Source organism: Burkholderia sp. AU45251 (genome assembly GCF_030482905.1).
In the GTDB taxonomy this organism is placed as follows: domain Bacteria; phylum Pseudomonadota; class Gammaproteobacteria; order Burkholderiales; family Burkholderiaceae; genus Burkholderia; species Burkholderia aenigmatica.
Window position 1 is genome coordinate 334,311 of sequence record NZ_JAUJQH010000002.1, and the last position, 14,855, is coordinate 349,165.

The following is a 14,855-nucleotide window of genomic DNA, read 5'->3' on the forward strand; positions in this document are numbered from 1 at the left end:
TGCCATGAAAAACAGTCGAGCGGTCATGATGCTGGTCGTCGCGATGGTCGCGGGTCTTGCCGCGGTCTTGTTCGCGTCCCACTGGCTGATGCAGACATCCACGAGCTCGGTCACGCCGGTTGCGGTGGCGGCCACCGACCTGAACCTGGGCGAACCGCTCGGGCCGAACCAGATCCACATGGTGAACTGGCCGTCGGGCAGCGTGCCGACCGGCGCGTTCACCGATACCAAGTCGCTCGAAGGGCGCGTGGTCCGCACCAGCCTGTCGCGGGACGAGCCGGTGATCGAGTCGAAGCTCGCGCCGGTCGGCACGAAGGGCGGGCTGTCCGCGGTGATCTCGGACGGCAGCCGCGCGATCACGGTGCGCGTGAACGACGTGGTCGGCGTCGCGGGCTTCGCGCTGCCGGGCAACTACGTCGACGTGATCGTCAACACGCAGGAACAGCAGGGCAAGACCGACGGGCAGAGCATCTCCAAGATCGTGCTCGAACACATCCTCGTGCTCGCCGTCGCGCAGCAGGTCAGCCGCGACGACACGGCGCCGAAGGTCGTCAACGCGGTCACGCTGGAAGTCACGCCCGACCAGGCCGAACGGCTCGACCTCGCACGCAGCGTCGGCACGCTGTCGCTCGTGCTGCGCAACCAGGTCGACCAGAAGACGCTGAACACCGACGGCGCGACCAAGCTGACGCTGCTCGGCAAGGAGCCCGCACCCGAAGCGCCGCCGGCACCGGTCCATGTACGGACGGTACGCGTGCACGTCGCATCGCACGCGGCGCCGGAAGTGCGGCGCGACTGCGTCGGCGTGCTGACGGGCGTGCGGGGCAGCGTCGAATGTTTCTGAAGCAGACCTATTCATCCAGATAAACAGATCGGCCGTCATTGAGACACGGCGGCCTTGGAAGTCGATAACCGGCGCAGCGCCGGTCTCTCGGGGGATCAGACGAAATGAAGATCAAACCGCAATGCACAGGTACCGGCCCGCTGCGTACACGCGTCGCACGGGGCACGATGATGGCCGCGATCCTCTGTTCCGGATGGCTGACCGTCTATGGCGCACTGGCCCAGGAAGGTGTCGAGTCGGCCGTGCTGACGAAAGGGGGCGCTAGCGCGCCGACCGCGGTCGGCAAGGGGCCGATGCAGATGACGATCAGCATGGCGCCGGTGGCGGCCGCCGCGCCCGCCGCGTCGGCGGGACCGCTGCGCGGGCCGAACTGCGTTGGCGCGGTGCGTGAATCGACCAGCGTCAGCGTGCCGCTCGGCAAGTCGCTGCTGGTGCCGATGCCGGAGCCGGTCCGCAATCGGACGATCGGCAATCCGGCCGTCGCGCAGGCCACGATGGTGTCGCCGCAGACGCTGTACATCCTCGGGCTGTCGGTCGGCACGACCAACATGATCGTGCAGGGCCGGAGCGGTGCATGTCGGGTGATCGACGTGGCGGTGGGCGCGGATGCCGGCGGCCTACAGGCGTCGCTGCAGCAACTGATGCCGAACGAACGCGACATCCGCGTGACGACCGCGGCCGGCACGATCGTGCTGTCGGGCACCGTGTCGAGCTCGCAGGCCGCGCAACAGGCCGTGCAGATCGCGCACGCCTACGGCGACAGCTCCGGCGATCCGGCCGCGGGCGGCAAGCCAGGCGGTGGCGGCGTGCTGAACATGCTGGCCGTCACGTCGCCGCAGCAGGTGATGCTCGAGGTGAAGGTGGCCGAGGTGTCGAAGACGCTGTTGAACCAGATGGGCAGCGCGTTCAACATCCAGGGCGGGTTCGGTTCGTGGAGTGGCGCGCTGGTCAGCAACCTGCTGGCGGGCGTCGCGAGCGGGGCCGTCTTCAACAAGGCGAACAACAAGCCGTTCAGCATCGCGGCCGATGTGCAGAACACCGACAACCTCGTCAAGATTCTCGCGGAACCGAATCTCGTGACGATCAGCGGCCAGGAAGCGACGTTCCTCGCCGGCGGCAAGATCTTCATCCCGATCCCGCAGAGCAGCGGCAACGGCACGTCGTCGATCACGCTGCAGGAAGAGGAATTCGGCGTCGCGCTGAAGTTCACGCCGACCGTGCTGGCGAATGGCCGGATCAGCCTGAAGGTCGCGCCGGAAGTGTCGGAACTGTCGCAGACGGGCGTCACGCTGAGCGCGACCAACATCGGCGGCACGTCGATCCTGCCGCTGATCACGACACGGCGCGCATCGACGACGGTCCAGATGAGCGACGGCGAATCGTTCGCGATCGGCGGGCTGATCAAGGACAACGTGACGGGCGCGCTGAAGTCGATCCCGGGTGTCGGCGAAGTGCCGGTGCTCGGCGCGCTGTTCCGCAGCACGTCGTTCCAGCAGGACCGCACCGAGCTGATCTTCCTGATCACGCCGCACCTCGTGAAGCCGCTGCAGACCGCCGACGTGCCGCTGCCGACCGACAGCTTCTCGAAGCCGAACGAAGCCGACGTGTATGCGACCGGCAACATGGAAGGCCGCGGCGGGGTTCGCAAGCCGGGCGCACAACCGGCGAACGGCGCAGCAGCTGCCCCGCAGGCACCGGCTCAGGCACCCGCTCAAGCACCCGCACCGGCGCCGCAATCGGACGTGCCGGCCGGCCCGGCCGCCGCGCTGCCCGCGCCGCGCGCGCCGCACGGTGCGGACGCGCAGCCGCCGGTAACGGCCGAGCCGCAGAAGGCGCCCGCGCCGGTGGCGGCCACCGTGCCGCAATCCGACGCGGCCAACGCGGCCCGCATCGCGCACATCGAAGCCGCCGCCGCGCGCCTTGCCGCGGCCGGCTCCAACGCACCGGCCCAGCCGGCGACGCCGGCGCGACCGAAGCACCGGATCCCGGCGCCTGCCCACGCGCAGATCGCCCGCTCGGAACCCGAGTCCACCGATCGTTGATGCCACCCAAGGGGACACTCATGAAATCCGCCTACCTCGTATTCGTGCGCCGCGCGGCGCTCGCCGTACCGCTGGCCTTCGCGCTTGCCGGTTGCATGTCGTCGACCCCGGTGTGGGACACCCGCTTCGGCGAATCGGTCCGCGCCGTGACACAAGCCCAGATCATCGATCCGCATGCCGCCGAACACGCGGCCGCGACGACGGTGGTCGACGGCAACGCGGCCGCGTCGGCGCTCGACAACTACGACAAGTCGTTCAAGCAGATCGATCCGCCCACCAATGCGTTCGTGATCGGCATCGGCAAGGCCAACCAGTAACGACAGCACGCTCAGGGAGAACGCCATGAACAGCGCAGCTCGCTATCCGAAAGTCATGCGTCGCAGCCTGCATCGCCAGCGCGGTGCCGTCGCGATCATCGTCGGTCTCGCACTGGCGGTGATGATCGGGTTCGTCGGTCTCGCGCTGGATCTTGGCAAGCTGTACGTCACGCGCAGCGAACTGCAGAACAGCGCCGATGCGTGCGCGCTGTCCGCTGCGCGTGACCTGACCGGAGCCATCAGCCTGTCGGTGGCCGAGGCCGACGGCATCGCCGCCGGCCACCTGAATTTCGTGTTCTTCCAGAACAAGTCGGTGCAGTTGTCGACGAACGCGAACGTCACGTTCAGCGATTCGCTGACCAATGCGTTCCTGACGAAGAACTCGGTCACGACGCCGGCCAACATCAAGTACGTGCAGTGCACCGCGTCGCTGAGCAACATCGCGCACTGGTTCATCGAGGTGCTGAACGTACTGCCGGGCGCGAAGCTGGCGAACGCGGCGACCGTATCGGCCAGCGCGATCGCGACGGTGGGCGGTGGCCAGACCACCTGCGCGATCCCGGTGTTCGTGTGCCGCACAACCGGCGCGCCGTCCTACAACGTCGGCGACTGGATCACGTCGCCGTCCGGGTCGTCGTCGACCTACGGGCCCGGCAACTTCGGCTGGGCGGCGCTCGACGGCTCGACGAACGAAACCACCCTGGCCGGCGAGCTGTCGGGCAATACCTGCAACATCACGAGCCCGCCGGACTTGAGTACCACGGGCCTGAAATCGGCGTCGCTGCGTGCCTGGAATACGCGCTTCGGTATCTATACGAACGGCGCGAACGGGTCGAGCGGCCAGCCCGACTTCACCGGTTACGCGTATGTCGGCCCGAACTACGGGCCGCCCGGAACGGCCGGCATCAAGGGCGACGCCTACACGCAGTTCGTGACCGACCGCACGACCTTCACGTCCTACCAGGGCGACGGCACGCCGCCGTCGGGCAGCGGGGTTGCGACCAACGGCACGTGGTCGCAGGCCAATTACCAGACCAACGGTGGCGACCGCCGCGTCGCGCTTGCCCCGGAAGGCGACTGCTCGACGCTGAACGGCAACGGCGGCAAGGTGCACGTCACGCAATGGGATTGCGTGCTGATGCTCGATCCGCTGCCGTTCAGCCCCGGCAGCGGCGGTGTCGTCGCGCACCTCGAATATCTCGGCTCGTCGGTTTCCGGCAACAACCCGTGCGCGACGCACGGGATGCCGGGCAGCGGCAGCGCGTCCGGGACCCAGGTTCCGATGCTCGTTCAATAGCGGAGAGACGATCATGAAAACCCGTCCGTTTCGCCGTTCGCGCACCCGTGGCGTCGTCGCCGTCGAGTTCGCGATCGTGCTGATGCCGATGATCCTGCTCGCGACCGGCGTGGCCGAGTTCGGCCGCGCGATCTACCAGTACGAGACGCTGACCAAGGCGACGCGGGATGCGGCGCGCTACCTGTCGGTCTGGTTGCCGACCGACAGTGCGTATCCGGTGTCGGCGGCGCAGTGCCTCGTCGTCTACGGCAGCACGACGTGCGGTGCGTCCGGCACCGAGCTGGTGCCGGGGCTCACGACGTCGATGGTGACGATCTGCGACGCGCAGCACACGACCGGCTGCAGCGACCCGTCCGACCCGTCGCAGTTCGCGAACCTGCCGACTTACGACGCGAACAACAACGCGGCGAGCGGCTCGGCGTCGGGCGCGATCAACGTCGTCGAAGTGAAGATCACGGGCTACAAGTACCAGCCGATTCCCGTGTATCCGGGGATCACGTCGATCACGTTCGGCAACATCGTCACCGTGATGAGGCAAGTGTCATGAACGCGCGCCATTTCCCGCTATCGCGCCGGCGCGGCCAGCGCGGCGCGGCACTCGTCGAGTTCGGGCTGATCGCATCGGTCCTGATCATGCTGCTGATCGGCATCTTCGAATTCGGCCGCGTGCTGTTCTACTGGAACACCGCAAGCGAAGCCGTGCGCCTCGGCGCGCGCACGGCGGTGGTCTGCGACGTCAATGCCGCCGGGGTCGCGAAGCGCGTGACGGCGATGTTGCCGCTGCTGTCGAGCGCGAACGTGTCGGTGAACTACTCGCCGGCCAACTGCGACGTGACCTCGTGTTCGTTCGTGACGGTGAGCGTCACGAACGTCACGGTCAAGACGATGATCCCGTTCGTGAACGTCACGGTGACGATGCCGCCGTTCACGACGACGCTGCCGCGCGAAAGCCTGACTTCCGCGACCGGCGGCGCCAACTGCAACTGATCGAACAGGCGAGGCACACGACATGATCAACATCCTCGTAGCTTCCGACGACACCGCGCGACTCACGCAGATCGCGCGCCTCGTGGCCGACTGCGGACGCTATCGCGCGACGCGCGCGACCGGCCGCCCGTCGCAGATCGAACATCGCACCGACGGGCTCGACGCGTTCGACATCCTGCTGGTGGACGGCACGTCGCTCGACGCATCCGAGCTGTCGGCGATCGAGCGGATCTGCCGGGCTCACGCCGGGCTGACCTGCATCCTCCTGACCGCGGACGCGTCGCCGCACGTGCTGCTCGACGCGATGCGCGCGGGCGCCCGCGACGTGCTGCAGTGGCCGCTCGACCCGCAGGCGCTCGGCCACGCGCTCGAACGCGCGGCCGCGCAAAGCACGCGGCGCGACACCGACGATACGCGGATCGTGTCGTTCATGTCGTGCAAGGGCGGGGCCGGCACGAGCTTTGCGGCCAGCAACGTCGCATTCGAGATCGCGGAAGGCTTCAAGCGCCGCGTGCTGCTGATCGACCTGAACCAGCAGTTCGCCGATGCGGCCTTTCTCGTCAGCGACGAAACCCCGCCGTCGACGCTGCCGCAGCTGTGCACGCAGATCGAGCGGCTCGACAGCGCGTTTCTCGACGCAAGCGTCGCGCACGTGACGGAAAACTTCCACGTGCTCGCGGGCGCCGGCGACCCGGTCAAGGCCGCCGAGATGCGCGAGGACGCGCTCGAATGGATCCTGGGTGTCGCCGCGCCGCGCTACGACTTCGTGATCTTCGACATCGGCGTCGGCATCAATCCGCTGTCGATGGTCGCGCTGGATCGCAGCGACCAGATCCAGCTCGTGATGCAGCCGACGATGCCGCACGTGCGCGCCGGCCGCCGGCTGCTGGAGATTCTCGTGTCGCTCGGCTACTCGACCGACCAGATGCGGCTCATCCTGAACCGCGCGACGCGCGCGAGCGACCGGACCCGCACCGCGCTCGAGGAAGTGCTCGGCCTGAAGGCCGCCTGCACGATTCCCGACGACGCCGACACCGTGCTCGAAGCGATCAACCAGGGCCATCCGGTATCGCGGCTCGCACGCGGCACGGCGGTCACGCGTGCGCTGCAGGGTTACGCGAAACAGCTGGTCGAAGGGGAGGTGCGCGCGGGACACGGCGCCACGCGCAGCGAACCGCTGATGTCCAGGTTCTTCGGCCGCAAGGCCACGCCGAAGCTCAAGTCCATGTAACTCTTTCGGGGAATCGATCATGTCATTGCGCGAACAGATGTCGTTGCACCGGACCCCGCCGCTGGCGGCGGGCAGCGAACCGGCGGGCCCGGCTCATTCGTCGGTACGCGACGCGTACCAGAAGCTGCGCCGTGAAATTCACCTGGCCGTGCTCGAGCGCGTCGAGCTTGAGCGTCTGTCGCGGCTGCAGCAGGATCAGGTCCGGCAGGAAATCGCCGCGCTGATCTCGCGCATCCTCGACGACGAACGGATGCCGGCGAACGACATCGAGCGCCGGCAGCTTGCGATCGACGTGTATGACGAGATGTTCGGCTTCGGCCCGCTCGAAGCGCTGCTGCGCGACCCCGGCATTTCCGACATTCTCGTGAACACGTACCGGCAGGTCTATGTCGAGCGCAGCGGCCAGCTCGAACTGACCGACGTGACGTTCTACGACGACGCGCACCTGATGAAGGTGATCGAGAAGATCGTGTCGCGCGTCGGGCGCCGCATCGACGAATCGAGCCCGATGGTCGACGCGCGGCTGCCGGATGGTTCGCGCGTGAACGCGATCATCCCGCCGTCCGCGATCGACGGGCCGCTGATGTCGATCCGGCGTTTCGCGGTGAATCCGCTGAAGATGGACGACCTCGTGCGCTACCACAGCCTGACGCCGCCGATGGCCGAGTTGCTCGACGCGCTGTCGCGCGCGAAGGTGAACGTGCTGGTGTCGGGCGGCACCGGCAGCGGCAAGACGACGCTGCTCAACATCCTGTCCGGCTACATTCCGCGCAACGAGCGGATCGTGACGATCGAGGACGCCGCCGAGCTGCAACTGCAGCAGCCGCACGTGCTGCGGCTCGAAACGCGCCCGCCGAACATCGAGGGCAAGGGCGAGATCACGCAGCGCACGCTGGTGCGCAACGCGCTGCGGATGCGCCCGGACCGGATCATCCTCGGCGAAGTGCGCGGCGCGGAAGCGCTCGACATGCTCAACGCGATGAACACCGGCCACGAAGGCTCGCTGGCGACGATCCACGCGAACACGCCGCGCGACGCGCTGACACGGCTCGAGAACATGATCAGCGTCTCCGGCCTGACGCTGCCGCCGAAGACGATGCGCCAGCAGATCGCGTCGGCGATCTCGGTGGTCGTGCAGGCCGCGCGGCTGACCGACGGCAAGCGCAAGATCGTCAGCATCCAGGAACTGACCGGGATGGAGGGCGACATCATCAACATGCAGGAGATCTTCACGTTCAAGCGCACGGGTGTGGACCGCGACGGCTCGGTACGCGGCCACTTCTGCGCGACCGGCGTGCGGCCGAAGTTCGTCGAGCGGTTGCAGGCATTCGGCATCAACTTGCCGGATTCGCTCTACGACCCGTCGCAGCGTTACGAGACGAACTGACGACAGGGCGCCGTTGGCTGCCGGGGAGGCCTCATGAACACGATCTTTTACGCCTTTGTGATTCTCACCTTCGTCGCCGTCGTGTTGACGATCGAAGGCGCCTATCAATGGTGGAACGCGCGGCATGGCACCGCCGTGCGCCGGATCGAGTCGCGTATCCGCGCGATGTCGGCCGGCGGCAACGTGCAGCAGGAGCGGCTGTCGATCCTGAAGAAGCGGATGCTCGACGAGTCGAAGCCGTTCGACCGGTTGCTGCTGCGCATGCCGCGCGTGCAGACGCTCGATCTCCTGATCCAGCAAACGGGCCTCGACTGGACGCTGTCGAAGCTGGTCGTGCTCAGCGTGGTGTTCCCGGCGCTCGCCTGGCTGGCGCTGAGCTTCGCCACGTTGCCGCAACTGGCGGTGCTGCCTATCGCGCTGTTTGCCGGATGCTGGCCGACGATGTACGTGATGCGCTGCCGCCGGCGGCGCATGCGCAAGCTCGAACGGCAGTTGCCGGACATCTGCGACATGATCGCGCGTGCACTGCGTTCCGGTCATTCGTTCACGAGCACGCTCGGGATGGTGAGCGAAGAGTTTCCCGATCCGATGGGCGGCGAGTTCCGGATCACGTTCGACGAGGTCAACTACGGCGTGTCGTTGCACGACGCACTGACGAACCTCGCGACGCGCGTGCCGGTGCAGGACCTGCGCTATTTCGTGATCGCGGTGCTGATCCAGCGCGAGACCGGCGGCAACCTGGCCGAGCTGCTCGACAGCATCTCCGGGCTGATCCGCGAGCGCTTCAAGCTGTTCGACAAGGTGCGCGTGCTGTCGGCGGAAGGGCGGCTGTCGGCGTGGATTCTCGGGCTGCTGCCGTTCGGTACTGCGGGCGCGATCGCGCTGCTGAACCGCGAGTTCCTGTCGGTGCTCTGGGAGGATCCGGCCGGGATCAGGATGGTCGGCGTGATGCTGGTGTCGATGCTCTTTGGCCTGTTGTGGATCCGCCGCATTGTCCGGATTCGCGTCTGACGCGCGAGCCGAATAACGAACCGTTGCGAGGCTGTCATGCAAAACCTGAGCGTAGTCCACGCCGTCATGCTGGGTGGCTTGTTCCTCTTCGTGGCCGGCGGCGCACTCGCCGCGATGCTGCTGTTCGCGCCGCGCAACATCCAGCGCCGGATTCAGCAGGCCGGTGGCGCCGTCGTCGGCGCGGGCCCCGGCGACGGCGACGATATGACGTCGCGCTGGGTCGCGAAGCTGGTGGAACTGTCGACCCCGATCTCGAAGCTGTCGGTGCCGAAGGAGGGCTGGGAGAGTTCGCCGCTGCGCATCCGGCTGATGAATGCCGGCTGGCGCAACCAGAGCGCAGCCGCGCTGTATTTCACCGCGAAGACGTTGCTCGCGCTCTTGTTGCCGTGCGCGGCGCTGCTGGTGCTGGTCACGACCCGGCTCGGGAACGAGCGCGAGATCCTGTCGGTCATCCTCGTCGTGCTCGCCGGGATCGGCTACTACATCCCGAACATCGTGCTGTCGCAGCGGGTCAAGGTGCGCCAGCAGAAGATCTTCGAGGATTTCCCGGACGCGCTCGACCTGCTGACGGTGTGCGTCGAAGCGGGACTGGGGCTCGACGCGGCGCTGATGAAGGTGAGCGAGGAGCTGCGGTTCAGCAGCGAGGTGGTCTCGAGCGAACTCGACCTGCTGCTGCTCGAGATGCGCTCCGGCTTCACGAAGGAGACGGCGCTGCGCAATCTCGCGCTGCGCACCGGTGTGGAGGATATCGAATCGTTCTGCACGATGCTGATCCAGGCCGATCGCTTCGGCACGAGCATCAGCGAATCGCTGCGCGTGCTGTCGGACATGCTGCGCACGCGGCGCCGGATGCGCGCGGAAGAGCGGGCCGCGAAGATCGCGCTGAAGCTGCTGTTCCCGCTGATCTTCTGCATCTTCCCCGCGCTGATGCTGGTGCTGCTCGGGCCGGCAATGATCCACGTGTACCGCGTGCTGCTGCCGACGTTCGTCGGGATGTCGCATTGAGCGACGAGCCGGCGTCACGCCGGGATCGACGGAATCGTCGATAAAGGTTTTGCGTGCCGGACGGCCACCCCCGCCGGCCGGCACGGCAACAGGCTTCATGGAGGCTCCCTCCCCAGGCGGCGCCGCGAGACAGGTTGACCATAGCGGCGTCAATGCATCCTGGACCCATGGTCGGCCATGGAACAAGCCGTAGTCCACCGCCTTACCGGCTGCCCCCTACTGCTAACCTGAATGCCGGCGAAGTTTGCCGGCATCACGTTGTGCGCGATGACGCGGCGGTCGCGGCAGCGGCATCCCGGACGCAATCGCGGCGATGACACGAGCGGCGCCGCGCGATAGCGTGGTCGGCAATCGCGGCGCTGCACGTGCCATTTCCGGTCGAGACGCGACAGGAGAACCATGCCGACTTTGACGACCGAACCGCTGGAGCCCGGCGAGCGCGCCCGCTTGCGCAGCATGAAAGGCGGCGGCCTGCTGATCGTCGTGGTGGCGCTTGTGTTTACCGCGGTGCCCGTTCAGCGGCGTACCTCATGCACGGTCGCGAAATTCGCCTTCACCGCATCACGGCCGACCTTCGCTCGGCACCTCGGCCGCCTTGCTGAGTTCCCCCATGATGATCCGCGCGATTTCGTTGGCCGGGGCACGTCCATCGGGCGCGGCAGCCGTGTTCGACCACGTGACGATCGTCGTTTTCGTGACCGGGTCGTAGCCCATGAAGGTGTTGAAGCCGGGTATCTCGCCGGTATGTCCGTAGAACGTGCCGAACTTGGCCAGGCCCAGGCAGTAGCTCGCCGACATCGGGTCGGTCGCATCGATCGGCGTGCAACTGGCGAGCCGTTGCGCCTGCAGGTCGGCGTTCAGGTAGCCGCCGCCGACCATCCGCTGCACGTAGGCCGCCAGTTCCGTCACGGTTGAAATACCGGAGCCGGCTGTCCACGCCCACGACGTATTGACGCTGGTCACGTTCGTCGGTTGCAGCGCACCGCTTTTCGCGTCGGCCTGGCGCTGGGGCGACAGCGCGTCGCTGTCGGTCGTTTCGGCATTGGTGCCCCATTGATAGCCCTGCGGTGCCGGTGCCGGCAGCGACGTATCCTGCTGCGGCGGGAGCAAGGTATTGGCCAGGCCGAGCGGCGCAAACAGGCGCGCGTTCATCGCATCGGCCGCGCTCATGCCGGTCAGTTGCTCGATGATGAGCCCGAGCAGCACCGTGTTCGTATTCGAGTAGCGAAAATCCGCGCCGGGCGCGAAATAGACCGGCTGGCCTTCGGCGATCCCCAGCAACTCGGACGTGGTCCACACCTTGTCCGGCTGCGCATCGAGCGTCTGGTTGAACGCGAGATTCGTCGAATAGTTGTAGAGGCCGCTGCGCATGGTCAACAACTGTTCGATCGTGATCGTGTTGCCGTTGGGCACGTTCGCGACGAACTTGCTGACGGTGTCGCCGAGACTCAGCCGGCCTTCCTGGACGAGTTGCAGGATCACCGTGCCGGTCCAGGTCTTCGTCACGCTGCCGACGCGAAAGTGCGCATTCGTCGGTATCGGCGTATTCGTGCCTCGCACGGCCGTGCCGAACGATTCGAGCCAGTTGCCCTGCGGCGATTGCACATAGACGACCGCGCCGGGCGTCAGCGTGTCCGCGAGCAGCGCGTTGATCTGCGGGCGCGCCGCGTTCGCGAACGCGGGCGTGCTCGAGGCCGGCGAACTGTCGCCGCCGCACGCGGAAACGGCGAGGCCGATGACCACGGCCGGTGCGACGGCAACCATGCCGCGCACCAGCCGCCGCGATACGTTCGACAAAAACCGGGAGGTTGCTGAAGTCGCCATGGCGCGGACCCTCCTTGGTCGTGACGTATTGCCTGCGTTGCCTTCTCCAAAACTATAGGACAGGCGCGCGCATGCCTGCAGTCCGCATTTTTCGTCTGACGATAGCGATCGGGCGCGTTCACCCGATCGCAGCCGTCACTGAAAGTGATGCACGTACCGCAGCACCATCCGCGTGCCCTGCGGCCGGTTCCGCGCATAGGTCTCGAAGTATGCGTTGAACATCAGATGATCGTGCGGCGAGAAGCTAACCATGGCCCCCGGGCCGATCGCGAACACGGCCTCGCGCGTGCCGGGCACGTCCTGCCCGTTTTCCTTCATGTCGGTGGTCTGCCGCAGCCAGTAGCCGTTGAGCCCCAGCCGCAGGCCGGGGCGCACTTCATACTCGGTCGCGAAGTTCGCGTGGATGGCCTGCCCGGCCTGCGTCGACGTCACGTCCGGGCCGAGCGACGTGGCCGGCTGATGGTTGGTCGCGTTCCACAAATAATGCAGCCGCCACGACACGGTCCACTTGGGCGTGAGCCATAGCGTCGCCGCCCAGTACGGGTCGAACGACCAGAAATGGCTGCCGGGGTTGATCGCGCGCGACGGATCGTAGGCGCCGGTCGGCGCGATGAACTGGAATTCCACGCGCTGCGCGAAGCGCGGGCCCTGTGCGCCCATCACCGGGTCGAACTGGATGAACGGGCCGATCAGCAGGTCGCCGAAGCCGGCACGCGCATTCAGCGCGACGTTGCCGATGCCGTCGTCGGTTCGCGCCGACGCGATCCACGGCAGGATCACGTCGAGGCCGGGATGCACGCCCGCGAACGTCAGCGGCGACTGATAGACGAGCTGGCTCAGCCCCGCGAACAGGTCGATGTCCTGCTTTGGCAGCCCGACTTTGTTGCCCGCATTGTCGTTGACGCGGCCGGCCGTGTAGTACTGCAGGTATTGCGTGCCGTACCAGCCGGAGCCGGCCGGCGGCATGCCGTCGAGGAAGCTGGTCATGCCGAGGTTGACCGCCGGCAGGTCGGTCGCGCTGGCCGGCGCGCTTGCGGCGATGCCGGCAATCGTGAGGCCTGCGACGACGAGCAGGCGAGAGCCGAATGTCATGTTCACCACCTCCTGGATATTTTTCTGTATAACTAATCAAATGGTGCGCAAAAGATCGGGATGATCGGCGATCGCGCGATACTGACCGGCATGGAACACGAGCGGTGCATGGCCGAACGCGTCGAACTGTTCGATCTGGCCGATGAAGAGCAGGTGATCGCCGCCTTCGTAGTGGCCGACGTTGCGGCACACGAAGCGCGCACTCGCGCCGTCGAGGCAGGGCACGCCGCCCGCCTGCGAATCGACGTGCAGCACGCCGTCGAACTTGTCGGCGCTGGGCGTCGCGAAACGGCGCGATAGGTCGATCTGGTCGTGCGCGAGGATGTTGATCGCGAAATGGGTGGCCGCGACGAAATCCGGGCGGCTCGGCGCGAGCTTGCGCAGGCTCCACAGCACGAGTGGCGGATCGAGTGACAGCGACGAGAACGAATTGGCGGTGAGGCCCACCTTGCGTCCGTCGGCCGCGCACGTGGTGATCACGGTCACGCCGGTCGGGAATTGCCCGAACGCGGCGCGCAATTGCATCGGGTCGAGGGGCGGGCGATCGGTGGCGGTCGTTTCCATGGCGGTTACTCCGCACGCAGGCTGTGCTCGCGGATCATCGCCGCGCAGGCCGATGGCTCGAACCACCACGGCGAGAACCGGCGCGGATCGTCGAAGCCGTCGACGATCGCTGCGGCGAGCGAGGGCAACTGACCGGCCGCGCCGAGCAGTTCGAGGATGTGCGGCGGCGGTGGCGTGAGCAGCGAGTTGGTCCAGCGCACGACATGCTGCGCATAGGCCCAGTAGCCTTCGAACGTCTGCTGCATCCAGTCTTCGCCGAACGGTGCGGCATCGCGTGCGACGATCGCGTCGAAATAGGCCTTCGCGCATTTCGCGGCATTGTTCGATCCCTGGCCGGTGATCGGATCGTTGACGACCACCGCATCGGCCATCCCGAACACCGTGCGGCCCGACGGCAGCCGGAAGAACGGCTTGCGCACCGTCGGCGCGAAGCGTCCGGCCAGCGTGCCGTTCGGATCGGTGAGCTCGACGTCGCGGCAGCGCTCGAATTCCCACGGCACGTAGTGCTGCAGGAACGACAGGCTGCGGTCCAGATGCTGCTCGGGCGTCTTCACGTCGGCCCAGCAATCGAGCGGGCCGCCCGGAATGCCTTCGAACACCATGATTTCGCACGGGCCCGTCGTGGTCAGCGCGGGGAACACGAAATACTCGCCGATGCCGGGCAGCAGGTTGAAGCGCACCCGCGAATACGGCTGACTCGGCGTCATCCCTTTCACATAGGTGAGGGCCAGCGCGCGTTGCGGGCGGTCGAACGCACTGCGCGCGTCGTCGCGGCCGAGCAGGTTGACGATCTCGCCCTTGCCGGCCGCGAGCAGCACGAGGTCGTGGCTGCGCGTCAGCTCCTCGAGTTCGGGCACGCCGATGTCGCCGATGCGCACGTCCGCGCCACGGCGCCGCACGCCATCGAGCCAGTCGGCCATTTTCACGCGCTGGTCGACCGACTGCGCATAGCGGGTCAGCCGCGACGACCAGTCGATCGCCTTGCGGCCGTGGCCGTCCGGATGCGGCACCGCGATGCCGATGCCTTCGACGGACGGGCACGCTTCCTCCCACGTGTTCAGGCCGAGGTCGCGCTCGATCTGCAATGACGTGTGGAACATGCACTGGCTCGACATGACCTTGCCGGTGCGGATCTGCTCGGCGTCGCGATTGGTCGCGAGCGTGACGTGGTAGCCCTGGTCGAGCAGGGCGAAGGCGAGTTGCAGGCCGGACTGGCCGGCGCCGACGATAGCGATGCGTCTCATGGGAATGTCC

The 14,855-nt window shown here is 67.0% G+C and carries 14 protein-coding genes; 10 read left to right on the forward strand and 4 right to left on the reverse strand.

Translation table 11 applies throughout. The features are described from left to right. The first annotated feature begins 4 nt into the window (after positions 1 to 4). The 10 genes from cpaB to QZM67_RS08285 all read left to right on the forward strand — a co-directional run bounded on the left by cpaB (position 5) and on the right by QZM67_RS08285 (position 10,121). Positions 5 to 844, forward strand: a complete 840-nt coding sequence (gene cpaB / locus QZM67_RS08240) for a Flp pilus assembly protein CpaB (RefSeq protein ID WP_089452632.1) — start codon at positions 5 to 7, stop codon at positions 842 to 844. A 104-nt stretch (positions 845 to 948) separates the two neighbouring features. Further along, the gene (locus QZM67_RS08245; protein WP_301801746.1) at positions 949 to 2,886 is read left to right on the forward strand and encodes a type II and III secretion system protein family protein; all 1,938 of its coding nucleotides are present in this window, start codon (positions 949 to 951) and stop codon (positions 2,884 to 2,886) included. 20 nt (positions 2,887 to 2,906) lie between these two features. After that, positions 2,907 to 3,203, forward strand: a complete 297-nt coding sequence (locus QZM67_RS08250) for a hypothetical protein (protein WP_089452634.1) — start codon at positions 2,907 to 2,909, stop codon at positions 3,201 to 3,203. A gap of 25 nt (positions 3,204 to 3,228) precedes the next feature. Beyond that, positions 3,229 to 4,500 (forward strand): pilus assembly protein TadG-related protein, encoded by a 1,272-nt coding sequence (locus QZM67_RS08255; protein WP_301801748.1) that lies wholly within the window; start codon positions 3,229 to 3,231, stop codon positions 4,498 to 4,500. A gap of 13 nt (positions 4,501 to 4,513) precedes the next feature. Continuing rightward, complete coding sequence (locus QZM67_RS08260) at positions 4,514 to 5,047, forward strand: TadE/TadG family type IV pilus assembly protein (protein WP_301801750.1); 534 nt, start codon at positions 4,514 to 4,516, stop codon at positions 5,045 to 5,047. Beyond that, on the forward strand, positions 5,044 to 5,487 hold the full coding sequence (locus QZM67_RS08265) for a TadE/TadG family type IV pilus assembly protein (RefSeq protein ID WP_175026020.1): 444 nt from the start codon (positions 5,044 to 5,046) through the stop codon (positions 5,485 to 5,487). The genes QZM67_RS08260 and QZM67_RS08265 overlap by 4 nt, the downstream gene beginning before the upstream one ends. A 22-nt stretch (positions 5,488 to 5,509) precedes the next feature. Beyond that, positions 5,510 to 6,718, forward strand: a complete 1,209-nt coding sequence (locus QZM67_RS08270; RefSeq protein WP_175026019.1) for an AAA family ATPase — start codon at positions 5,510 to 5,512, stop codon at positions 6,716 to 6,718. A 19-nt stretch (positions 6,719 to 6,737) separates the two neighbouring features. After that, positions 6,738 to 8,105 (forward strand): CpaF family protein, encoded by a 1,368-nt coding sequence (locus QZM67_RS08275; RefSeq protein ID WP_122949891.1) that lies wholly within the window; start codon positions 6,738 to 6,740, stop codon positions 8,103 to 8,105. Positions 8,106 to 8,138: 33 nt separating this feature from the next. Further along, entirely contained in the window at positions 8,139 to 9,116 is a 978-nt protein-coding gene (locus QZM67_RS08280; protein WP_301801754.1) for a type II secretion system F family protein, read from the forward strand. A 36-nt stretch (positions 9,117 to 9,152) separates the two neighbouring features. After that, positions 9,153 to 10,121, forward strand: a complete 969-nt coding sequence (locus QZM67_RS08285) for a type II secretion system F family protein (RefSeq protein ID WP_301801756.1) — start codon at positions 9,153 to 9,155, stop codon at positions 10,119 to 10,121. Between the two features lie 561 nt (positions 10,122 to 10,682). Here the strand turns inward: QZM67_RS08285 and QZM67_RS08290 are convergent. The 4 genes from QZM67_RS08290 to QZM67_RS08305 all read right to left on the reverse strand — a co-directional run bounded on the left by QZM67_RS08290 (position 10,683) and on the right by QZM67_RS08305 (position 14,845). After that, on the reverse strand, positions 10,683 to 11,945 hold the full coding sequence (locus QZM67_RS08290) for a serine hydrolase (protein WP_301801758.1): 1,263 nt from the start codon (positions 11,943 to 11,945) through the stop codon (positions 10,683 to 10,685). Positions 11,946 to 12,080: 135 nt separating this feature from the next. Next, positions 12,081 to 13,037 carry a transporter gene (locus QZM67_RS08295; RefSeq protein ID WP_301801759.1) on the reverse strand — a complete coding sequence of 319 codons (957 nt, stop codon included), beginning with the start codon at positions 13,035 to 13,037 and terminating at the stop codon, positions 12,081 to 12,083. A 36-nt stretch (positions 13,038 to 13,073) separates the two neighbouring features. After that, entirely contained in the window at positions 13,074 to 13,601 is a 528-nt protein-coding gene (locus tag QZM67_RS08300) for a flavin reductase family protein (RefSeq protein ID WP_301801761.1), read from the reverse strand. Positions 13,602 to 13,606: 5 nt separating this feature from the next. Then, positions 13,607 to 14,845 carry a styrene monooxygenase/indole monooxygenase family protein gene (locus QZM67_RS08305; RefSeq protein WP_301801763.1) on the reverse strand — a complete coding sequence of 413 codons (1,239 nt, stop codon included), beginning with the start codon at positions 14,843 to 14,845 and terminating at the stop codon, positions 13,607 to 13,609. Positions 14,846 to 14,855 lie beyond the last annotated feature (10 nt).

Bases quoted from the DNA above. Each gene is read 5' to 3' on its own strand.
- cpaB (WP_089452632.1), top strand. From the start codon at position 5: ATGAAAAACAGTCGAGCGGTCATGATGCTGGTCGTCGCGATGGTCGCG.
- QZM67_RS08245 (WP_301801746.1), top strand. From the start codon at position 949: ATGAAGATCAAACCGCAATGCACAGGTACCGGCCCGCTGCGTACACGC.
- QZM67_RS08250 (WP_089452634.1), top strand. From the start codon at position 2,907: ATGAAATCCGCCTACCTCGTATTCGTGCGCCGCGCGGCGCTCGCCGTA.
- QZM67_RS08255 (WP_301801748.1), top strand. From the start codon at position 3,229: ATGAACAGCGCAGCTCGCTATCCGAAAGTCATGCGTCGCAGCCTGCAT.
- QZM67_RS08260 (WP_301801750.1), top strand. From the start codon at position 4,514: ATGAAAACCCGTCCGTTTCGCCGTTCGCGCACCCGTGGCGTCGTCGCC.
- QZM67_RS08265 (WP_175026020.1), top strand. From the start codon at position 5,044: ATGAACGCGCGCCATTTCCCGCTATCGCGCCGGCGCGGCCAGCGCGGC.
- QZM67_RS08270 (WP_175026019.1), top strand. From the start codon at position 5,510: ATGATCAACATCCTCGTAGCTTCCGACGACACCGCGCGACTCACGCAG.
- QZM67_RS08275 (WP_122949891.1), top strand. From the start codon at position 6,738: ATGTCATTGCGCGAACAGATGTCGTTGCACCGGACCCCGCCGCTGGCG.
- QZM67_RS08280 (WP_301801754.1), top strand. From the start codon at position 8,139: ATGAACACGATCTTTTACGCCTTTGTGATTCTCACCTTCGTCGCCGTC.
- QZM67_RS08285 (WP_301801756.1), top strand. From the start codon at position 9,153: ATGCAAAACCTGAGCGTAGTCCACGCCGTCATGCTGGGTGGCTTGTTC.
- QZM67_RS08290 (WP_301801758.1), bottom strand. From the start codon at position 11,945: ATGGCGACTTCAGCAACCTCCCGGTTTTTGTCGAACGTATCGCGGCGG.
- QZM67_RS08295 (WP_301801759.1), bottom strand. From the start codon at position 13,037: ATGACATTCGGCTCTCGCCTGCTCGTCGTCGCAGGCCTCACGATTGCC.
- QZM67_RS08300 (WP_301801761.1), bottom strand. From the start codon at position 13,601: ATGGAAACGACCGCCACCGATCGCCCGCCCCTCGACCCGATGCAATTG.
- QZM67_RS08305 (WP_301801763.1), bottom strand. From the start codon at position 14,845: ATGAGACGCATCGCTATCGTCGGCGCCGGCCAGTCCGGCCTGCAACTC.